This window comes from Streptomyces sp. NPDC056452, assembly GCF_042796085.1.
Classification (GTDB): Bacteria; Actinomycetota; Actinomycetes; order Streptomycetales; family Streptomycetaceae; genus Streptomyces.
Genome location: NZ_JBHTRI010000004.1, coordinates 110,492 through 130,654, shown reverse-complemented (window position 1 = coordinate 130,654; position 20,163 = coordinate 110,492). Strand labels below are relative to the sequence as shown.

The following is a 20,163-nucleotide window of genomic DNA, read 5'->3' as shown; positions in this document are numbered from 1 at the left end:
TCGGCTCAGCTCTTGTCGTCCGGCGCCGGTGTATCGCTGTCGGCCGTCCTGCGGGGACGAGGCGGAGCGGTACGGCGGGCGGCCGCCTTGGTGGACTTGGCGGGGGCCTTGGCCGGGGCCTTGGCGGGGGCCTTCGCCACCCCTGCGGCCTTCTTCGCCGTGGTCTGCTGAGGCGTGGCCTGTGTAGCCGTGGCCTGTTTAGCCGTGGCCTTCGTCGCCACAGCCTTCGTCGCCACGGCCTTCTTGCCGGCGGGCGGACTGGACGTGTCCTCGTCCGCCTCTTCCACAGCAGCGACGGGCGGCACGGGAGCACCCGGTGCCCCGAACGGCAGCACCCGTACCGTGCGATGCTCGACCGGCTTCGCCGGGACCGGCTTCTCGCGGCCCTCGATCACCACCAGCGATGCCTGGTAGGCCACCGACAGGGTGTAGGGCGTCTGGTGCAGCATTCCCCAGAGCTTGGACGTCTCGTCGACGTCCATGACCGTCGGTGTGAAGCGCACCTTCTGCAGCGAGTCCGCCAGATCGGTGCCCGCCAGATGCGGTCGTTCGGCGGCCAGTTCGATCAGTTCGCGTGGCAGTACCGGGAATTCGTGCAGCGTGCGTATCACGCATCCCAGCAGTCGCTGCCCGACCAGCTCCGTCTCCTCCCCGTACGCGCTGATCACGTAGTGCAGGTCCAGCGGCGCAGCCGCCCGGTTGCGCAGCGTTCCGTCGGCGGCGCGTGTCGGCAGGTCGTTGTTGCGCATCGCCGCGTTCGGCGTCACCTGGTAGAGGAACACCGTGATCGTCGGCTCGCTCGGCGGCTCCGACGGTGGCTTACGGGTCTCCACCTTGACGGCGATGTCCATCTCGGGCCCCAGGTTGCTCTCGATCAGCAGGGCGAGCGCCTGGGTGACCAAGGCGACGGCGAGTGCGTTGCTCATGTCGTCAGTCCCTCTTCCCGCCGCGCGAGAGGTAGTCGGCCAGCGTCAGTACGGGGGCCGGCCGTCCGGCCGGCTGTGCGGGGCGGCCGGACGGTGAACCGCTCGCTCCGGGTGGTGGCGCCGCGCTGACCTCCAGCCGGCCGATCTGCACGTGTACGACGCGCTCGGCCGGTCGCGGCGCGCGCCGTCCCACCGAGGCGAGCGCCGCTCCTCGCGCGGCGGCCGAGTCGGAGTCGCGGGGCATGGGGAGCAGCGCCGCACGTGGCGGTGCGGCGGCCGCCCGTGCCGGTGCGGCCGCCGTGACGGGCGCCGACGCCGGGTCGTCCGGTGCGGACGGCCGCCCCCGGCGCGCGGCCCGCGTGCCGTCCGTCCCACTGGGCCGGGCCTCCGGCGACGGAGCCGCCGGGGGCCGTAGCAGGGGTGCGGGGACCGCGGCCGCGGACCGGACCGGCTGCCCCGGCTCAGCGGGCTGCGGAGCCTGCTCGGTACGCACCACGGTGTGCCGCTCGGTGTGCACCTCCCGGGCCGGCCGGACCGATTGGCCAGGGTTCGTGGCGGCCCGGGGAGCGGAGGGGAGCAGCGCGGCCGGCTCGTCCGGCTCGGGCTGCCCGTGCCGCAGTGCCTCGGCCCGCTCGAACGGGCCGGACAGCCGTGGCCGCACCCGCACGCGCGCGCCGGTGTCATCGGTGGCCGCGGCCACCGGTGTGTACCGGGCGAGCAGCCGGTCGAAGTAGTCAGGCATCGGTGCACAGCTCCAGGTAGTAACGGCGCCGGGTGGGGCTCAGCGCCAGAATTTCCGGCTCGCTCCATCCGTAGGCGGTGGCGAGCAGATGGACATCGAGGAGCAGGTCCCGTGCCCAGGTGTCCAGTTCGGTCCACAGGTAGAAGGTGATGTCCAGTTCGGCCGGGGTGGCCTCACCGCATTCGGGGCACGCCACGTTCAGCGTCACCTCGGCCGTCGGGTCCGCCTCGGCGGCCTGCTCGGCGATGAGCTGCTCCACCCGTGGGGGCAGCAGAGCGGTCAGCTGCTCGACGTCGACGGGCTCCCCGCCCCGCAGGGCCCGCACGGTGCAGCCCGTCACGAGCAGCCGGCGGGCCTCGGCGGGGGAGGCGGCCCCGCCGGCCGCCGCGAGGTCGGCGACGGTGGGCAGCCGGAACTCGACCACCCAATCGTCCTCCGCCACGCGCAGCAGCCGGTCCCCCGCCGCCGGACGCACGCCCAGTGCACCGGCGTCGAGGTCGAACTCCATGGCCTCGCCGCAGGCACCGCACTCGACCCGCACCTGCATCCGCTCGCCGAACAGCGACCGGCGGAGCGCGAACAGGTCGGCCTCCCGCTCACCGACCGGTACCGACAGCAACTCGTCGGCACCGGCCGCCGGGCGGGCCGCCCGGTGCAGCAGCAGAGACCTCTCCGCCGCACCCAGGGCCAGCCCGCTCTCCCAGGCGGCCAGCAGCTCGGCGGGCCCCACGGGGGCTGTTCCGGGGATCACGACGACGTTCAGGCCGGGTGGGTGAACGACGGCTCGACCGGTTCCGGAATCTCGTAGTCCCGCTCCCAGCCCTCGCACTCCAGCTTCACGCTCTGGATGGCGACGGCATTGGCGTTCGCGTCGAGCTCGCCCATGACCTGGTACTCGCTGACCCAGGCCCGGTAGAGCTTGTGCGAGACGGCCACCTGCCCGGCCTCGTTGAGCACCTGGATGATGATGTCCTTGCGGAAGTCCCGGAGCGAGACCTCCGAGCCGAGCCCGGCGCCGACCTGCCAGACCTTGTTGGCCCAGCGGTCGAACTCGGGATCGTGGGTGACACCGCGTTCGAGCGTGACGCCCTCGAACTCGGAGCGGCCCGGCGACTTGCGGGGTGAACTCGGGTCACCGCCGTGGCGGTGCTTGACCACCTCGGTGGTGCGCTTCAGTGGACTGATCTTGCTGATACCCGCGACCGTTCGACCGTCCCAGAGGACCAGGAACTTGAAATTCTTGTAGGGGTCGAAGCGATGGGCGTTGATCTGGAACTCAGCCATCGGTTTCCTTCGTGTTCCTTTTCCTTGGTTACGAGAGGTCGAACTGCCCGGCGAACTGCTGGATCTTGACGATCACGAACTCCGCGGGCTTGACCGGCGCGATTCCGATCACGACATTCACCACTCCGCGCTCGATGTCGGCGTCGGTGGTGGTGTCCTTGTCGCACTTCACGAAGTACGCCTCGCGCGGTGTGCCGCCCTTGAAAGCGCCCTGCCGGAAGAGGTCGTTGAGGTAGGCCGACGCCTTGAGCCGGATCTGCTGCCAGAGCTGCTCGTCGTTGGGTTCGAAGACGACCCACTGCAGACCGCGGTAGAGGCTCTCCTCGACATGCAGCGCGAGCCGCCGCACCGGTACGTACTTCCATTCGCTGTCGAGCGCGTCCGCGCCCTCGAGCGTGCGGGCGCCCCAGACCAGCGGCCCCACCACGGGGAAGGTGCGCAGGCAGTTCACGCCCAGCGGATTGAGCAGCCCGTTCTCCCGGTCGGTCAGTTTGACCGTGAGCGACCGGACCCCGGCGAGGCGCGCCTCGGTCCCGGCCGGCGCCTTCCACACGCCCCGCTCGCCGTCCGTCCGGGCGATCACACCGGCGACGGCACCCGACGGCGGGAAGGAGCGCAGCCGTCCGGTGAGCGGGTCCGTGAGCTGCAGGTGCGGGAAGTACAGCGCCGCGTGGCTGCTGCGTACGGGTTCGAACGCGCCGATCCCCGCCCGAGCGGCGTCGACGTTGCCCCACGTCGAGGGAGAGTCGACGAGCAGGAAGATCCGCCGCTCCTGGCAGAGCTGCTCGGCCGCGGACAGGACGGTGACCATGTCCTCGGTGGACTCGTACGCCGACAGCTCCGGCAGGACGAGCAGATTGACGTCGTCCACGTCGCGCAGGGCCTGCACGCCGGTCTTGCGCGCCTCGCTGCCGATGAGGTCGCGCGGCCCGGGCGGGTCGCCGTCCTTGCCGCCCTCCAGCGGGAAGACGGGCGGGTTGACCGAGGCCTCGAGTCCCAGGTCGTTGGCGCACTCGCCGACGAAGCGGACCACGTCGTCCGGGTCGACGGACCCCGCGACGACCTGGAGCCGCCTGCCGAAGGCGGCGACCTCGGCCCCGGCGAAGGCGTGCTTCCCCGGGGCGTCGGGCAGCGCGCGCAGCTTGCGCTCCAGCAGGAGGGCCAGCTCGATGACGTTGCTCGGCGGCTCACCGTCGCGGTCGGGCTCGAAGAGCGTGAACTCACGCTCCACATCGCCGATCTTGACCTTCAACTCGACGTTCAGGTCCGGAAGTTCCGCAGCGAAGGGCTTGGAAACCGTGCCGGACGGGTCGGGCCGGTCCTCATCGAGGGCCTTCACCCGGACGAGGGAGGAACCCGCGTTGACCACTGTCTCGACGAAGCGGCCGTGACCGGCGTCCATCGAGAGGCCGGTGAAGGACTCCCGGGCTCCGCCGCGCGCGTCGAGGACATGGAGGTTGAACGTCCTGTCCGGTGCCGGGGTGTCGTGGTCGACGGCCACCCTCAGGCCCGAGCCCCAGACTCCGGGCTCCCTGGCGTGCACCTCCAGCACCGGGCACTCACTGCGGCCCTCGGTGGACAGAAGCGTGACGCAGGCGTCCTCGCCGGTGCCGGCCTTGGCCACACGGACGATCACCGCGAGGGTGCCGCCGTTGCCGAAGAACTGGTGCACCGCGTAGCTGAGGGCGCTCTGCGAGGTGAGCCCGCCGAAGCGGCGCTCGAAGTCGGCGAAGCTGGTGACCCGGACAGGTTGGTTGAGCGGACCCCGGCGTGTGTGTCCCACGAACGCGGTCACCGAGGTGGTGACCGAGGCGATCGTACGGATGCTGCTGGGAAGTTCTTCGATGTAAACACCGGGATAGCCCATGTGCGTCGGCATTCCCCCTCCATTCCCTTCGCGCACCAAGAGATGAGAGGAGAGGTGAAGGAATTGCGTGCATGCGTCGAACCCGCACACATAATCCCCCCGCGCGTTTCCCCCGTTGTTCACCCCGTGCGATATCGGTCTCGCAGGGCCATCCGCATCCGTGTGCGCCGGTGGCTCCTGATGCATGAGTGCCTCTTGCGAGTGTGTATCGCGCCCGGAGAGCCGGTCAAGGTGGTGATTCGGTCATCCGGCAGGACGGTCCGACCGGATCTGCAATAAATGATTCGGCATGGTCAGAGGATTTCCGTATGAGCATATGAAGATTCAGTTCACCATCGCTTCACAGAAAAGTCTGAGCCCGCGAGAGAATCAAGCCGAATTGACTCGATGACGGCGCGCCGCCGTGCGTTCCGCCCCGAGGAATGGCCATTTGGTTCGAATACCGGACAGACAGTCGCACTGTGGGTACGCGGGCCGCCCGGGCTGCGGGCCGGGGCCGGGGCGGCGGGGGTGGTGCGCCAGGTACCGTAGGGAGAACGATTTCGTGGGCCTCCTGGCGGGCTGCGTACACCCAGGAGGAACACATGACGACGAACCGCGGGCGCAAGGACGTCATCCGGGACCGGATGGCCGCGACCGGCGAGTCGTACAACGTCGCCGCGCGCAATCTCAAGGCCATGAAGGACATGGGCGCGACCCGTGAGGCCAGGCTGATCCAGCGCTGGCAGCCGGCGGAGTCGCTGGACGTGCCCTGTCCGTGCGGCGGCACCTGCGAGCCGGGCGAGACGTGCGATCACTGCCATGCCCGGCACCTGCACGTGAGGCGGTATCCGGGCAGCGTCACGGATGTGGAGGTCTGGGCCGACCGCTACGAGTGCACCGGCTGCTCGTCCTCGTACACCCTGACCGTGCGGCTGGCCGGCCGGCCGTGGGGCGTCGCGGAGACGGTGGTCCAGGGCGGGTCCGCCGAGGAAGTCGTGCGGGCCCGGGTGTTCCCCGGCGTCGCGCACCCGCTGCTGCGCCCCGAGGCGCCCGCGGAGCCCGAAGAGGACTGACCGGCCGCACCCGGGCAGGACTGGCCGGCGGCGCCCGCGGAGTCCCGGGAGGACCGACCGCGGCGCCGCCCCGTCCCCGTGCTCAGCTCTCGTCCGGCGCCAGGGTCAGCGAGATCGAGTTGATGCAGTAACGCTGGTCCGTGGGCGTGGCGTAGCCCTCGCCCTCGAAGACGTGGCCCAGGTGCGAGCCGCAGCGGGCGCAGCGCACCTCGGTACGGGCCATGCCCATGCTGTTGTCCTGGATCAGCTCGACCGCGTCCGTGTCCTTCGGGTCGTAGAAGGACGGCCAGCCGCAGTGCGACTCGAATTTGGTGTCGGAGCGGAACAGCTCCGCCCCGCAGGCGCGGCAGGAGTAGACGCCCGCGGTCTTGGTGTCGGTGTACTCACCCACGAACGCGGGCTCGGTGCCTGCCTTGCGCAGCACCGCGTACTCGGCGGGGCTCAGCTCTGCCCGCCACTGCTCGTCGGGCTTCTCGACGTCGTACGACACGGTGGCTCCTCAGCTCGACAGGTGGTCCAGGATCTGCGGGCCGAGGTCGGTGACATCGCCCGCTCCCATCGTGAGAACCAGATCGCCCGGCTTCGCCATTCCCGCGATGACGGCGGGGATCGCCGCCTTGTCGTGGACGGCCGTGACGTCGGCCCCGGCCGCCTTCGCGGCATCGACGATCAGGGTGCTGGTGATGCCGGGGATCGGGTCCTCGCGGGCCGGGTAGATGTCCAGGACCACCGAGGCGTCGGCGAGGGCGAGTGCCTGGCCCATCTCGGTGCCGAGCTCCTGGGTGCGGGAGAAGAGGTGGGGCTGGAAGACGACCAGGAGGCGGGCCTCGGAGGCCGCGCCGCGCATGGCTTCCAGGTCGGCGGTCATCTCCGTGGGGTGGTGCGCGTAGGAGTCGATGACCTGGACCCCGGCGGCCTCGCCCTTGAGCTGGAGACGGCGCTTGACGCCGGTGTACTTGCCGATGGCGGAGGCCAGGTTGTGCGCCGGGATGCCGAGGGCGACACCGGCGGCGAGGGCGGCGACCGCGTTGTGGGCGTAGTGGCTGCCGGGCACCGAGACCGTGAAGGTGAGGTACTTGCCGCCCAGGACGACGGTGACCTCGCTGGTCAGCCCGCGCGGGGTGACCTTGTGGACCCGTACGTCCGCGGTCTCCGACTCGCCGTAGGTGACGACGTTGAGCGAGGAGATGTCGCGGACCCGCTGGACCAGCTCCACCGCGCCCTGCTGGTCGGCGGAGACGACCAGGGTGCCACCGGGGACGACCTTGCCGACGAACGTCTCGAAGGAGTCGTAGATCTCCTCCATCGACGCGTAGTTCGCGTGGTGGTCCAGCTCGACGTTGAGGACGATCGCGACCTCGGGGTCGTACTTCTGGAAGCTGCGGTCGCTCTCGTCCGCCTCGGCGACGAAGATGTCGCCGCCGCCGTGCGCGGCGTTCGTGCCCGGACCCTCCAGGTCGCCGCCGATGGCGTACGAGGGGTCGAGGGCCAGCTCGGACAGGGCGACGGCGAGCATCGACGTGGTGGTGGTCTTGCCGTGCGTACCGGCGACCGCGATGGCGCGCAGGCCCTCCATCAGGGCGGCGAGCGCGTCGGAGCGGTGCACGACGGGCACGGACAGCTCGGCGGCGCGGACCAGCTCGGGGTTGTCCGAGCGGATGGCGCTGGAGACGACCACGCAGGACGCGTCGTCCGCCAGGTGACCGGCGGCGTGCCCGATGTGGACGGTGACCCCCAGCGCCCGCAGGGCCTCGGCGGTGGCGGACTCCTTGGAGTCGCTGCCTGCCACCTTCGCTCCTCGCTGGGCGAGGATCTTCGCGATGCCCGACATCCCGGCGCCGCCGATGCCGATGAAGTGCGGCCGTTCAAGGGCGGCAGGAATACCGGGTGCCATGCGTGTGTCTCCCGAAGGTGTGACGTGGATGTGGTCCGCCCAGCCTATTCGCTGTGCGCGAAGAGCTTGAGCACCGGTACGCCGACCTTGTGACGGGCCCGGGACGCCCAGTCGCGGTGGAAGAACTCCTCGACGTAGTGCGGTGCGGTGAGCACGATGACCTCGTCGGCCCCGGAGTCGTCGACCACGGTCTTCAGCTTGTCCAGGGGGTGGTCCTCGATCACTTGTCCGACGGCCTCGGATCCCGCTTTGCGCAGTTCCTGGAGCGAGTACTCCAGGGCGACCGCGGCAGGCTCCTGCGCCGCCTTGCCCTCCGGCTCCTCACCCTCGCGGGCCGCTTCTCTGAGTTCGCCGAGCGCCACGTCGTCGATCGCCCGCAGCAGGACATCGGCCTGGTCACCGCGCGGCTGCATCAGTACGACGAACGAGATCTGCTCCTCGCCGTGGAGGGTGGTGACGAACTCCACGTCCTCGGGAGTGAGGGGCTTCTCGATCATCAAAACGCTTGTGAACACGGCAGGCGCCCTTCCGTTTCATCTCGTCGGCCCTGGACGGCCGCTGCTGCTGAAACCATCCTTCCCCGCAATTGCACGGGGTCTGCAGGACTAAGTGTGCCCACCCGAAGCTAACCGGAACGGGAAATTCCGCTAAGTGTCAGATCTTCCCGTACCGGGTGAAGAGGAATCCCGCCTCTTCCAGCAGGGATGTGAGGGAGAAACGTTCCGGCAAGGTCACCCCGGGGCCTCCCGCGATGCGCTGCGCATCCCCCGCGGTGAGCATCGGGGACACGGTCAGACAGAGCTCGTCCAGCACCCCGGCCGCCACGAACTGCCCCAGCAGCCGTGGTCCGCCCTCCGTGAGCAGCCGGGTGAGGCCGCGCGCGGCCAGTTCCGCAACCGCCCGCGCCGGCTCCACGGCCGCGCCGTCCCCGGCGATCAGCACCTCGGCACCCGCGTCCCGGGCCGCATGGATCCGGTCGGAGGGTGCCGCCGCCCCGGTGATCACCAGGGTCGGGACCAGGGGCGAGACGAAGAGGGGGAGCGAGAAGTCCAGGTCCAGGCTCGCGCTCACGACGGCGATCGCGGGGGCGGGGCCCTGCCCGGCCGCCGCGCGCCGGGCGGCGAAGGCATCGCGGGCCCGGGCGGGCCGGTAGCCCTCCAGCCGCACCGTCTCCGCGCCGACGACGATCACATCGGCCAGCCCCCGCAGCGTGCCGAAGATCCGCATGTCCGTCGCACTGGAGATGCCCTGGGAGCGGCCCTCGTGCTGGGCCGCACCGTCCAGGGTGGAGACCATGTTGGCGCGGAGCCAGGGGCGGCTGCCCCCGGGGTACGCGTAGGCGTCGGCCAGTTCGTCGAGTGTCCACTCGCGATCGCTGGCTGCGGATGTCTTCCCGGCGGCATCTGCCGGGTCCGCGATTGTCAGGTCCGTCACAGGGAGCAGGCGTCGCATGCCCCGCAGTCTGGCACGGCCCTTAAGGTGGAGAGTTGTGTCGTCCTCCACCGCCGTGCCGGGGCAGAGCCCCATAGCCGAAACGGCCCCGCAGTCCCTGTGCGCCCTCGAGCCGCGCGTCCCCGCCGACCGCCTGGTCGCGGAGATGGTGCCGCCTCCGCGCTTCGACGCGGTGCGTTTCGATACGTACGTACCCGACCCGAACCAGCCGAGCCAGACCGAGGCCGTCAAGGTGCTCAGCGGCTTCGCCGGTGGTCTCGGCGGGGCGCACGCCAGTGGTGCGGGAAAACGCAAGTGGTTCAGCAAGAAGCCTGCGCCGCCCACCGGGCCCCGGGGGGTGTACCTCGACGGCGGTTACGGCGTCGGCAAGACCCACCTGCTGGCCTCCCTGTGGCACGCCACCCCGGCCGCCCCTTCGCTGAAGGCCTTCGGCACGTTCGTCGAGCTGACGAACCTGGTCGGCGCGCTGGGCTTCCAGCAGACCGTGCAGACCCTGAGCGGCCACCGGCTCCTGTGCATCGACGAATTCGAACTGGACGACCCGGGTGACACGGTCCTGGTGTCGTCGCTGCTCAGCAGGCTCGTCGAGGCGGGGGTCGCGCTGGCCGCCACCTCGAACACCCTGCCCGGCAAGCTCGGCGAGGGCCGTTTCGCCTCCGCCGACTTCCTCCGCGAGATCCAGGGGCTGTCCTCCCACTTCCGGCCGTTGCGGATCGACGGCGAGGACTACCGTCACCGCGGGCTGCCCGAGGCCCCGCCGCCGTACTCCGACGAGCAGGTCACCAGGGCCGCGTACGCCACCCCGGGCGCCGCTCTGGACGACTTCCCCGGCCTGCTCGACCATCTCGCCCGGGTCCATCCGAGCCGCTACGGAGCGCTGACGGACGGCATCACGGCGGTCTGCCTGACCGATGTGCAGCCGGTGCCGGACCAGTCGACGGCGCTGCGTCTGGTGGTGCTCGCGGACCGGCTGTACGACCGCGAGGTCCCGGTGCTCGCATCCGGTCTTCCGTTCGACCAGCTGTTCAGCGACGAGATGCTGAACGGCGGGTACCGGAAGAAGTACTTCCGGGCGATCTCCAGGCTGACGGCACTGGCGCGTGACGCAAAGGGTCTGGTGGCGCAGTAGGTTCGGGGGCGTACCGCGTACGAGGAGCCTCACGGCACCGCGTACGTCCCGTATAACCGCGCACACCGTTTGAAGGGATCCAGCATGGCTACCACGCGTCAGGCGCACACGGTCTGGGAAGGCAACCTGCTCGAGGGCAAGGGCGTTGTCACCCTCGACTCCTCCGGGATCGGGGAGTACCCGGTCTCCTGGCCCTCCCGCGCGGAGAAGGCGAACGGCAAGACCAGCCCGGAGGAGCTCATCGCCGCAGCGCACTCCAGCTGCTTCTCGATGGCTCTGTCCAACGGCCTGGCCAAGGCGGGCACCCCGCCGACCAAGCTGAACACCCAGGCGGAGGTCACCTTCCAGCCCGGTACCGGCATCACCGGCATCCACCTCACGGTGGAGGGCGAGGTTCCGGGTCTGGACGAGGCGGGCTTCGTGAAGGCCGCCGAGGACGCCAAGGTGAACTGCCCGGTCAGCCAGGCGCTGACGGGCACGACGATCACGCTCAGCGCTTCGCTGGCCTGATCCCACCTGTCCCGGGGAGCACGTCCGTCCCTGGGTCACATCGAGGCACAGTGGCCCGCATGGTTCCCGCGCGACACTACGCGTGGTACACACATGCGGGTCACTTCACCTGTCCGCCAACAGGGAGTTGCCTCATGTCATCAGCATCAGCACCTCAAGGACGCGCAACACGACGACAGGTCCTGGCCGGCACCGGCGCCACCGCCGCCTCGATCGCCTTCGCCGGGGCTTTCACCGAACTCTTCGCCGGCACCGCCGTCGCCCGGGGGCACGGCGACTACGGCCCCCTCGTGCCCGACCCCGACGGACTGCTCGACCTGCCGAAAGGCTTCCGCTACCGAGTCCTCTCCCGGGAGGGTGAGCCCCTTCTCTCCGGCGAGGGCCTGGTCCCGAGCAGTCACGACGGCATGGCCGCCTTCGCGGGCCGCCGCGGCCGGGTCCACCTCGTGCGCAACCACGAGAACCGGCCGACCGGCAAGATCGGCGTACCGACGGTCGAGGGCCTCACGTACGACCCGACGGGCAAGGGCGGCTGTACGGCCCTGGAGCTCGACAGCCGGGGGAACGTCCTCGGGGAGCGCGTCGCCATCGCCGGTACCGCGGTCAACTGCGCGGGCGGCCCCACCCCGTGGAACACTTGGCTGACCTGCGAGGAGACCGAGGACAAGGCCGGCACCAACGGCTACACCAAGGACCACGGGTTCATCTTCGAGGTGGACGGCGCCGATCCGCGCCGAACCGGAGCCGTACCGCTGACCGCGATGGGCCGCTTCCAGCACGAGGCGATCGCGGTCGATCCGAAGAACGGGATCGTGTACGAGACCGAGGACGCGTTCCAGAAGCCCTTCGGGCTCTTCTACCGCTTCCTGCCCGAGAAGCCGCTCGGCGGCACGGGTTCGCTGCGGGCCGGTGGCGCGCTCGAAGCCATGCGGGTGCCCGGGGTACCCGACCTGTCCGTCGTCCAGGAGATCGGTGCGAGCTTCGACCGGGTCGAGTGGGTACCCGTCCCGGATCCGCAGGCCGTCGAGACCCCGATCCGGCTGCAGGACTTCGGACCGAAGGGCATCACGCACGCCCAGAAGCTGGAGGGCTGCTACTGGGGCGGTTCGTCCGTCTACTTCGTCTCCAGTTTCGCCCACAGTACGGAGGGGTCGGCGGCCGACCACTTCGGCCAGGTCTGGCGGTACGAGCCGAAGCGGCGCCGGCTCACGCTGGTGGTCGTCTTCGGTCCTGATTCGGACATCCAGCTGCCCGGCGAGTCCCCGGACAACATCTGCCTCGCCGCCGACGGCGGGCTGATGGTGTGCGAGGACGGCGGGGGCGCACAGCACGTCCTCGGGGTGACACGGCGCGGGGAGGTCTATCCGATGGCGCGGGGGCGGCAGAACATCGGAACGCCCGAGGAGCCGGAGTGGGGCGAATTCGCCGGGGTGACGTTCTCGCCGGACGGCGGGACGATGTTCGTGAACTGCTACACGCCGGGGACGACGTTCGCCGTGACGGGCCCCTGGCGCTGAGCGACCGGTAGCGCGACCGGGGCCGGGCGGCATCCGCTGCCCGGCCCCGGTTTTCTGCGCTCAGCCCCCGGACGGCTCGGCTCCGAGCCCCGGTGGGCCGGAGTGCCGGAGGGATTGCTGACCGCCCATCAGCTAGCGTCCTTCAGTGATCAAATCTGTTCGTACGATGACCATGCTGACGATTCTGGGGGCGGTACTCGCCGGCTGCGGGAACCCGGAGGTCACCCGCACCCAGACCCTCGCGTCGGCCGCGCCGAGCCCGAGCCACGCGGCGAAGGCGCGGGGCACGCAGACGAAGCCGCCCACGATGGCTCCGGGGCCGGCCGGGCTGACTCCCGTCTTCGAGCGCCGCTCCGGCGGATCCGGGGACAGGAACGGCAGGGCCGGCAAGGCCGACAAGGTCGTGGCGCTCACCTTCGACGCGGACATGACCGCGGATCAGGGACCGCGCGCCGCCGCGGGCGAACACTTCGACAACCCCGGTCTGATCACACTGCTCCGTCGGCTGAAGGTGCCGTCGACGGTCTTCATGACCGGACGGTGGGCCCAGGAGTACCCGGCCCAGGCCCGCTCGATCGGCACGGACCCGCTGTTCGAGGTCGCCAACCACTCGTACAGCCACTACGCCTTCTCCTCCCCCTGCTACGGGCTGCCGACGGTCGCGAAGGGCGATATGCGTGGCGAGGTGGAGCGGGCGTTCACCGCGATCCGGAAGACGGGGGCGCGCAACGTCGTGCCGTACTTCCGCTTCCCCGGCGGCTGTTACGACGACGTCTCTCTGAAGGCCCTGGCGGCCACCGGGGTGACGGCGGTCCAGTGGGACGTGGTCAGCGGCGACGCGTTCGCCACGGACGCGGACGCGGTGGCCGAGCAGGTACTGGCGGGCGTGAAGCCGGGCTCGCTGGTCGTCATGCACTGCACGCGCAGCGCGGCGCCCGTCACCGACGAGGCCCTGCGGCGCGTGGTCCCCGAGCTGCGCGCGCGGGGGTACCGCTTCGTCAAGGTCTCCGAGCTGATGAGGGGCTGAGAGCCGGCGTCAGCCCGAGCAGGCGGTGCGCCCCGCCTCCTGCCACTCGCAGACGGGGCAGAGGGTGCTGCCCTTCGTCGCCTCCGGGTACTCGGTCGGCTTCCGGCACAGCACGCACTCGGCGTACGGCGGGCCCGCGTCGACGGGTACGGGGGCCGGCGCGGGCGTCCCGCAGTACGCATCGTCCATGCCTGCGAGCGTACTCACCCGCGCACCGAAGTGAGCCGGGAGGTGACGGCGGCCACTGCCGCCGCGATGACAGCGGCCCCGGCCAGCGGCAGGACGGGGACCGGGACCGTCCCGGCCGACGAACCGGTGACCAGGCTCGTCACGGCGTACCTCGCGGGTGAGCCGCCGGCCACCAGGGCGAGCAGGCTGCCGAACACGGTGGCGGCCAGCGACCAGCCGCGGCGGTGCAGCAGCGGCCGGGAGCAGAGCGCTCCGACCGCCGCTCCCAGCAGGGCGCAGCAGACGGTGGCGAGCAGACCGGCGCAGGCGGCGGGCAGAATCGGGATGCCGACAGTGTTGTCGGTGCTGACCGGTTTGCTGATGAGGAGCACGGCCCCGTCGGCCACGACGCCCAGGGCCAGTGCGGATCCCAGAGCGGTGAGCAGCGCGGCGCGGTGGACCCGCGGCTGCCCGGCAGCCGCGGCCGCGACCGTCCGGGCGGCGGGCGGCTCCTGGGTGACGCAGAGCCGGACGAACCACGCGGCGACGGGCAGCAGCGCGGCGGCGGCGTAACCGAGCGAGTCCAGCAGGGGCTGCCCTGCGCCCACACCGACGCCGAGGAAGGCCGCGTAGAGGAGGACGGGCGCGAGCCAGCGCTGCGAGCGCACCAGCAGTTCGGCCTGATAGCGCATCAGAGCGGTCGTGGCGCCCCGGGGTGCGGGCCCGGGCGCCGAGGACGACGCCATGACCGGGACCGGGGCAAGGTCCGGGACCCGTGCCACTGCCACGGCGCGGTCCGGGGCCGCACCGCGGTCCGGGGCCGAAGCCAGGTCCGGGGCAGGTGCTCGGCCCGGTGCCGCAACCCCGTCCACGGCTCGTTCCCGCGTGACAGCCCGGTCCGTGAGGGGCATCTGCGCGACCCCTGCGATGTGCCAGGGCGGCCGGGCCTCGAGCAGGGCCCGCAGGGCCGCGTCCGAGTGTGCCGCGGCGACGGTGAGGCGCACCCGTCCCGTGGCGTCGCCCCCGGTCCGTTCCACGGCGAGCGCACCCCGGAGTCCGGGCGGGAGGGCTCCGCCCGCCGGACCTGTCGCGTCGATCCGGACACGGGGGCCGGGCGGTTCGAGCGGCAGCGCCGGAAGCCCGGCCGGGGCGAGGGCGCGGCCTTCCAGCCGGTAGACGGCATCGACGCTGTCGGCCAGGCGGCGCGGATCGTGGTCGACGAAGACGACGGTGGCCCCGGCCAGGACCCGCGCGCCGACGGCCCGGTCCAGTGCGTCCCGGGCCTCGGCGTCCAGGCCCGTCCAGGACGAGCAGGTCCGGCTCGGCCAGGAGCGCCTGGGCGACGGCGACCTTCTGGCTGGTGCCCTTGGACAGCTCCGCGAGCGGTGTACGGGCGTGCTCCGCCGCACCGAAGCGTGTCAGCCACTCCTGAGCGCGCGAGGCCGCCTCCGCGGTCCGCAGTCCGTGGATCCGGCCGAGGTGGACGAGGTAGCCGGCCGCCGTGAAGGGCAGGGCGGCCGGAAAGCGCTCGGGGACGTACGCCGTACGCGGCCTGCCCGTGATCCGCCCCTCGGACGGGGCGTCGATCCCGGCGAGCAGCCGCAACAAGGTCGACTTTCCCGTCCCGTTGGCGCCCTCGATCCGGAGCAGGCCCCGCGCGGGCAGCACCAGGTCGACCCCGCGCAGCACCCAGGGGCCGCGGAGGCCGTACCGGCGGCCCACCCCGTGGAGGTTCAGTTGGCCGACGCCTTCTCCGGCTTGAGCTCGCTGGGCCGTACGATCACGAACCCCTCGCCCTGGAGCATCAGCTGGACGGCCTCGCCCGAACCGCCGCGCACCATGGAGCCGAAGCTCTGCGAGCGGTGCAGCGACGTGGAGAGCTGGGCGCTCCAGCCGACGACCGCGTCCGTGTCGACGTACACCGGCTGCTGGGCGGTCACGGGTATCACGATGGGCTGGCCGTCGCAGATCAGGCCGAGTTTGCCGTAGCCGCTGAAGACGCTGTTGAAGAGGCCGCCGCCGGTCATTCCGGCACCCTTCACGGTCTTGATCTCGTACGAGAGGCTCGCGTCGAAGCAGAGGACGTTGCGGCCGTTGATGGTCAGGACGTCGCCCTGTTCCATGTCCACGATGAAGCAGTTGGCGGCCTCGTGGGCGAACCACGCCTCGCCCTGGCCGCGGACCGCCATGAGCGCCAGTCCCTCGCCGGTGACCGCGCGCTTGAGCATGCCGCCGATGCCCTGGCCCTTGCGTTCGAACTGGAGACTGCCGCGGAAGGCGATCATCGATCCCTGACGCGCGTGCATCTCACCGTTGACGGCGTACTTGATGGACTTGGCGTTCTGCAGGGACATACCGGGGGCGGTGGCCTGCTGGGCCATGTTCTCGCTGGAAAAGAGGTCGCTCTTCATGCCGTGCATCCTCACCCGGAGCCTTGCCTTCCGCCAAGAACCGGTTTGCGGGGGCCTGGCAGACTGGACTCCGTGAGCAGCGACGACCTTCCCGAGACCCTTCCCGCAGATCCTGCGGACAGCCCGTTCCGCACCGAGCCGACGGCACGCGACGAGGCACCTCAGTTCGTGCTGCCGCTGGTGGTGCACATCGAGAAGACGGATCCCCCGGCACGTACCGACGCGCTTCGGACGGCAGCCCGCGCGGTGCTCACGATGCTCTCCGACGAACGCTCGCTCGGTGAGGGCGAGTGGGCGCAGCTCATGCGGGACTGGCAGGACGCCCGGATCCGCAAGGTGGTGCGGCGCGCACGCGGTGCGGAGTGGCGCAAGGCGTCCGCGCTGCCCGGGATCACGGTCACGGGTGAGCAGGCCGAGGTGCGGGTGTTCCCGCCGGTGCCGCTGGACGGCTGGCCGAAGGAGCTGGCCAAGCTCCAGGTGTCGGGCACGGACCTCGACGATCCGGAGCCGCCGGCCGCGCCCGACGGTGCCGGCCCGGTGCTCTGGCTGAATCCGGAGCTCGGCATGTCGGCGGGCAAGACGATGGCCCAGGCAGGACACGGCGCGCAGCTCGCCTGGTGGGAGCTGTCGGACACCGAGCGCAAGGCGTGGCGGGAGGCGGGTTTCCCGCTCTCCGTGGCCGCCCCTGCCCCGGACCGCTGGCGCGAACTCACCGTGAGCGGACTGCCGGTGGTGCGCGATGCCGGGTTCACCGAGATCGCGCCGGGATCCTGCACGGTGGTCGCGGACCATCCGGCACTGCGCCGCTGAAGGTCGCTCGCCCTCCTGCTGAACATCCCTGCGCCGAAATACGTACCTCCGGGTACTGCCGCACCGCCATTACCGACGAGTAGGTTGAATGACGAGTCAGTTGGCGGTTGGTTCAGAGCTGCCACGTATCGGCCCGGGAGACACTCTTGTTGCGACGCATCAACGGAACGGCCCTCATCATCGCGGCACTTGTCGCCACACTCGGCGCGCTCGCCTATCCCGTCTGGTCGTACGCCGACCGCTCGGGGACCGGCGAAGCCAATCTGAACGCGTCCAGCGTCGCCACCCAGTGGGGCCCGCTCTCCGCGACCGACCGGGACTTCCTGGTCAAGGTGCGCCTGGCCGGACTGTGGGAACTGCCGGCGGGACAGCAGGCCATCGAACGCGCCCCGAGCGAGGCGATGAAGGAGGCGGGCGACCACCTGGTGGTCGGGCACACGGATCTGGACCGGCGGGCGCGGGACGTGGCCGCCAAGCTCGGCGTGGAGCTGCCGAACCAGCCGTCGGACATCCAGCAGGGCTGGTTGCGCGAGCTGACGGCGGCGAGCGGCCAGGAGTACGAGCGCAAGTTCGCCAACCTGCTGCGCAACGCGCACGGCAAGGTCTTCGCGCTGATAGCCCAGGTCCGGCACACCACGCGCAACTCGCTGATCAGGCAGCTTGCCTCGGACGCCAACCAGACCGTCCTGGACCACATCACCATGCTGGAGCGCACCGGGTTCGTCGACTTCGACGGCCTGGCCCGCGAGGCGGCGGGCGCGTCGACGGCCAGCCCCTCGGGCCCGCCCGCGTCGAACGGCGGAGTCCCGCAGGTCCCGGTGCCGGTGACGCCGACCGGGGACCAGTCGTTCACCTCACGCCCGGTGCCACCCACGATGGAGCCCCTCCCGCAGCCGTAGCCCCGGGAACCTCAAATCAAGCTCTGAACGTCCCCCTTTTCGGATTCACCGCCGTGTGGCGGGGCCATGACCCCTGCACGAAGCGACGGACCGAGGAGGGGGACGGATGAAGCTGGGAACAGGAATCGGCTGGCGGCCTGAGATCGAGGACGCCATCGAAGCGCTGCCCGGGATCGACTGGGTCGAGGCGGTTGCGGAGAACATCTGCACCGACCACCTCCCGGCGTCTCTCGCCCGCCTCAGGGAGCGCGGCGTCACCGTCGTCCCGCACGGTGTCTCGCTGGGCCTCGGGGGCGGCGACCGCCCCGACGCGGGCCGCCTCGCCGACCTGGCGGCGCGGGCCACGCTGCTGGGCACGCCGCTGGTGACGGAGCACATCGCGTTCGTACGGGCCGGGGGGCCGCTCACCGCGTCGCCGGGGCTGGAGGCGGGGCACCTGCTGCCCGTGCCGCGGACCTGGGACGCGCTGGAGGTGCTGTGCGAGAACGTGCGGATCGCCCAGGACTCGCTGCCCGTGCCGCTGGCCCTGGAGAACATCGCCGCGCTGATCTCCTGGCCGGACGAGGAGCTGACCGAGGGGCAGTTCCTCGCGGAGCTGGTCGAGCGGACGGGCGTGCGGCTGCTGATCGACGTCGCCAATCTGCACACCAATCACGTCAACCGGGGCGAGGACCCGGCGACGGCCCTCGACGAACTGCCGGTCGAGGCCATCGCGTACGTCCATGTGGCGGGCGGCATGGAGAAGGACGGAGTCTGGCACGACACGCACGCCCATCCCGTGACGCAGCCCGTCCTGGACGTGCTGGCCGAGCTCCGCTCACGGGTCGATCCGCCGGGCGTCCTGCTGGAGCGCGACGACGACTTCCCGCCGACCGCGGAACTGGCGGGCGAACTGGCCGCGATCCGCGCCACGCTGGCCGGGGCGGCCGACGTGCCGGCACCCCTGCGACGACCGCCCGCGCGCTCCCCGGAGCCGGCCGGCCGCGCCGCAGGTGCCCGCGACCGCACCGCCGTCGCCCAGACCGCACTGCTCTCGTCCCTGGTCGCGGGTACGCCCGCGCCGGAGGGCTTCGACCACCGGCGGCTCGGGGTGCAGAGCCGCGCCCTGGCCGCCAAGCGGGCCGAAGTCGTCGCCAAGGTGGCACCGGAGCTCCCGGAGATCCTCGGCGACGGTTACCGGAGCGCGTTCCTCGCGTACGCCAGGACCCGGCCCATGTCCGGCGGCTACCGTCGTGACGCCCTTGCCTTCGCCGAGCAGCTGCTCGTCGCGGGCGCTCCGGCCGACGACGCGGCCCGTCGCAGGCTGACCCACTGGTGGCAGGACCGCGCGGCCGCCCGTCCGCCGCGCCGCGGCACCCGCCTGGTCCGGGCGGCCCGTACCGCTCTCATGGGAAGGTGACCCCGATGAACGCCCTTGCCCTTCTGATGACTCTCGCCGCGGTGGTCTCCTCGACGCTCCTCATCGTCGCGACCCGCAAGGCCGGCCGCCTCGGCGGTGGCCCCGACGCCCATGTGCACGACCTCTCCGAGGCCGCCTTCCTCAACGGCGGTCCGGCCAGGGTCGTGGACACCGCGCTCACCGCCCTGCACACCGACGGGCGTCTGGCCATCGGCGGCCCGGGCATCGTCGCCGTACAGCGCCCGGAGGCCCGGGACGCGGTGGAGCGTGCCGTGCTCCAGGAGCTGGGCGCCGCCCCGAACGGCGCCCTGCACACGCTGCGGCAGGCCGTGATGCGGCATCCTGCGGTGCAGGAGATCGGCGACGGACTGGCGGCGCGCGGGCTGCTGGTCGCACCGCAGGAGAACCGGACCCGCCGCCGTTGGGCCATCGCCCAGCTGTCGGTGTGCCTGGTGGCCGGCCCCGTCAGCCTCCTGCTGACGTTCCTCCAGTACGTCCTGCACGAGGGCTACGCGGACATGCCGTTCCCGTTCATCGTGAAGGTGCTGCCCGCACTCGCGGGCGGGGCCCTGGTGGGCGGCCTCACGGCCGCATCGGCCAAGGCGCGGATCACCAGGGCGGGGCGCCGGGCCGCCGACGGCTACGCGGCCGCCCACGCCTATGTGGGCGACCCGGCCCACCTGGTGGCCACACGGGGGCTGGGCGCACTCCCCGACCCGGCACTCCAGGGGCAGTTGCTCGCAGCCGCGCGCCATCGGCCCGGGCGCTCCTCGTCGTCCTCCCGGTCGTCCTCCCCCTCGACGGACTCCTACGCCTCGAGCGCCGCGCTCCTGCCGGTGATGTGGTGCGCCGGGTCGAGCCCAGGCGGCGGCTGCGGAAGTTCCGGCGGCGGTGGCGGCCACGGGTCGGGATCCTCCTGCAGCTCCGGATCGAGCTGCAGTTCCGGATCGAGCTGCGGTGGATCGAGTGGCGGGTCGAGCTGCAGCAGCAGCAGCGGATCGAGTTGCGGCAGCAGCAGCGGGGGTTCGAGCTGCGGCAGCAGTTCCTGAACGCACGGTTTCGGCCACCGATGA

21 protein-coding genes and 1 pseudogene are annotated in these 20,163 nt (G+C 71.4%); 9 read left to right on the top strand and 13 right to left on the bottom strand.

Features of this window, described 5'->3' with window-relative positions; genetic code table 11:
• Positions 1 to 5: 5 nt before the first annotated feature.
• The 5 genes from ACFQ6X_RS05800 to ACFQ6X_RS05780 are packed head-to-tail and all read right to left on the bottom strand — an operon-like array spanning position 6 to position 4,831.
• Positions 6 to 926, bottom strand: coding sequence for a DUF4255 domain-containing protein (locus tag ACFQ6X_RS05800; RefSeq protein WP_383176453.1), 921 nt, complete (start codon positions 924 to 926; stop codon positions 6 to 8).
• Between the two features lie 4 nt (positions 927 to 930).
• Positions 931 to 1,668, bottom strand: coding sequence for a hypothetical protein (locus tag ACFQ6X_RS05795; RefSeq protein ID WP_383176450.1), 738 nt, complete (start codon positions 1,666 to 1,668; stop codon positions 931 to 933).
• Positions 1,661 to 2,419: a hypothetical protein gene (locus ACFQ6X_RS05790; RefSeq protein ID WP_383176447.1), complete on the bottom strand. Its 759-nt coding sequence runs from the start codon at positions 2,417 to 2,419 to the stop codon at positions 1,661 to 1,663. Before ACFQ6X_RS05790 ends, ACFQ6X_RS05795 begins: the two co-directional genes overlap by 8 nt.
• An 8-nt stretch (positions 2,420 to 2,427) precedes the next feature.
• A complete protein-coding gene (locus ACFQ6X_RS05785; RefSeq protein WP_329206313.1) occupies positions 2,428 to 2,952 on the bottom strand; it encodes a phage tail protein in 525 nt (174 codons plus the stop codon).
• Between the two features lie 28 nt (positions 2,953 to 2,980).
• Positions 2,981 to 4,831: a phage tail sheath family protein gene (locus ACFQ6X_RS05780; protein WP_383176444.1), complete on the bottom strand. Its 1,851-nt coding sequence runs from the start codon at positions 4,829 to 4,831 to the stop codon at positions 2,981 to 2,983.
• 572 nt (positions 4,832 to 5,403) lie between these two features.
• On the opposite strand from ACFQ6X_RS05780, the gene ACFQ6X_RS05775 reads away from it, so the two are divergent.
• On the top strand, positions 5,404 to 5,874 hold the full coding sequence (locus ACFQ6X_RS05775; RefSeq protein ID WP_383176441.1) for a hypothetical protein: 471 nt from the start codon (positions 5,404 to 5,406) through the stop codon (positions 5,872 to 5,874).
• Positions 5,875 to 5,956: 82 nt separating this feature from the next.
• On the opposite strand, the gene msrB is transcribed toward ACFQ6X_RS05775, so the two are convergent.
• From msrB to ACFQ6X_RS05755, 4 genes are all read right to left on the bottom strand, one after another.
• Positions 5,957 to 6,364: a peptide-methionine (R)-S-oxide reductase MsrB gene (gene msrB / locus ACFQ6X_RS05770; protein WP_383176438.1), complete on the bottom strand. Its 408-nt coding sequence runs from the start codon at positions 6,362 to 6,364 to the stop codon at positions 5,957 to 5,959.
• 9 nt (positions 6,365 to 6,373) lie between these two features.
• Positions 6,374 to 7,768 carry a UDP-N-acetylmuramate--L-alanine ligase gene (gene murC / locus ACFQ6X_RS05765; RefSeq protein ID WP_383176435.1) on the bottom strand — a complete coding sequence of 465 codons (1,395 nt, stop codon included), beginning with the start codon at positions 7,766 to 7,768 and terminating at the stop codon, positions 6,374 to 6,376.
• Between the two features lie 44 nt (positions 7,769 to 7,812).
• Positions 7,813 to 8,265 (bottom strand): indole-3-glycerol phosphate synthase, encoded by a 453-nt coding sequence (locus ACFQ6X_RS05760; protein WP_383176432.1) that lies wholly within the window; start codon positions 8,263 to 8,265, stop codon positions 7,813 to 7,815.
• Between the two features lie 157 nt (positions 8,266 to 8,422).
• The gene (locus tag ACFQ6X_RS05755) at positions 8,423 to 9,220 is read right to left on the bottom strand and encodes a pyrimidine reductase family protein (RefSeq protein ID WP_383176429.1); all 798 of its coding nucleotides are present in this window, start codon (positions 9,218 to 9,220) and stop codon (positions 8,423 to 8,425) included.
• Between the two features lie 37 nt (positions 9,221 to 9,257).
• On the opposite strand from ACFQ6X_RS05755, the gene zapE reads away from it, so the two are divergent.
• From zapE to ACFQ6X_RS05735, 4 genes are all read left to right on the top strand, one after another.
• A complete protein-coding gene (zapE, locus tag ACFQ6X_RS05750) occupies positions 9,258 to 10,349 on the top strand; it encodes a cell division protein ZapE (RefSeq protein WP_383176426.1) in 1,092 nt (363 codons plus the stop codon).
• Positions 10,350 to 10,433: 84 nt separating this feature from the next.
• Positions 10,434 to 10,859, top strand: a complete 426-nt coding sequence (locus tag ACFQ6X_RS05745; RefSeq protein WP_329206326.1) for an OsmC family protein — start codon at positions 10,434 to 10,436, stop codon at positions 10,857 to 10,859.
• 134 nt (positions 10,860 to 10,993) lie between these two features.
• Positions 10,994 to 12,376: an alkaline phosphatase PhoX gene (locus ACFQ6X_RS05740; protein WP_383176423.1), complete on the top strand. Its 1,383-nt coding sequence runs from the start codon at positions 10,994 to 10,996 to the stop codon at positions 12,374 to 12,376.
• A 166-nt stretch (positions 12,377 to 12,542) separates the two neighbouring features.
• On the top strand, positions 12,543 to 13,403 hold the full coding sequence (locus tag ACFQ6X_RS05735) for a polysaccharide deacetylase family protein (RefSeq protein ID WP_383176858.1): 861 nt from the start codon (positions 12,543 to 12,545) through the stop codon (positions 13,401 to 13,403).
• Positions 13,404 to 13,412: 9 nt separating this feature from the next.
• On the opposite strand, the gene ACFQ6X_RS05730 is transcribed toward ACFQ6X_RS05735, so the two are convergent.
• The 4 genes and pseudogenes from ACFQ6X_RS05730 to ACFQ6X_RS05715 form a co-directional block, all read right to left on the bottom strand.
• Positions 13,413 to 13,592 (bottom strand): hypothetical protein, encoded by a 180-nt coding sequence (locus ACFQ6X_RS05730; RefSeq protein WP_383176420.1) that lies wholly within the window; start codon positions 13,590 to 13,592, stop codon positions 13,413 to 13,415.
• A 14-nt stretch (positions 13,593 to 13,606) separates the two neighbouring features.
• On the bottom strand, positions 13,607 to 14,317 hold the full coding sequence (locus ACFQ6X_RS05725) for an ABC transporter (protein ID WP_383176855.1): 711 nt from the start codon (positions 14,315 to 14,317) through the stop codon (positions 13,607 to 13,609).
• A gap of 159 nt (positions 14,318 to 14,476) precedes the next feature.
• Positions 14,477 to 15,260 (bottom strand): annotated as a pseudogene (locus ACFQ6X_RS05720) (ATP-binding cassette domain-containing protein); the annotation flags it as partial.
• Positions 15,261 to 15,304: 44 nt separating this feature from the next.
• Entirely contained in the window at positions 15,305 to 15,982 is a 678-nt protein-coding gene (locus tag ACFQ6X_RS05715) for an AIM24 family protein (RefSeq protein ID WP_383176417.1), read from the bottom strand.
• A gap of 72 nt (positions 15,983 to 16,054) precedes the next feature.
• Here ACFQ6X_RS05715 and ACFQ6X_RS05710 point away from each other — a divergent pair, with 72 nt between their 5' ends.
• From ACFQ6X_RS05710 to ACFQ6X_RS05695, 4 genes are all read left to right on the top strand, one after another.
• Positions 16,055 to 16,792 carry a peptidyl-tRNA hydrolase gene (locus ACFQ6X_RS05710; RefSeq protein ID WP_383176414.1) on the top strand — a complete coding sequence of 246 codons (738 nt, stop codon included), beginning with the start codon at positions 16,055 to 16,057 and terminating at the stop codon, positions 16,790 to 16,792.
• A gap of 149 nt (positions 16,793 to 16,941) precedes the next feature.
• Positions 16,942 to 17,691 (top strand): DUF4142 domain-containing protein, encoded by a 750-nt coding sequence (locus ACFQ6X_RS05705; protein ID WP_351171123.1) that lies wholly within the window; start codon positions 16,942 to 16,944, stop codon positions 17,689 to 17,691.
• Positions 17,692 to 17,797: 106 nt separating this feature from the next.
• Positions 17,798 to 19,090: a DUF692 domain-containing protein gene (locus ACFQ6X_RS05700; RefSeq protein WP_383176411.1), complete on the top strand. Its 1,293-nt coding sequence runs from the start codon at positions 17,798 to 17,800 to the stop codon at positions 19,088 to 19,090.
• 5 nt (positions 19,091 to 19,095) lie between these two features.
• Positions 19,096 to 20,139 (top strand): TIGR04222 domain-containing membrane protein, encoded by a 1,044-nt coding sequence (locus ACFQ6X_RS05695; protein WP_383176408.1) that lies wholly within the window; start codon positions 19,096 to 19,098, stop codon positions 20,137 to 20,139.
• Positions 20,140 to 20,163: the final 24 nt, after the last annotated feature.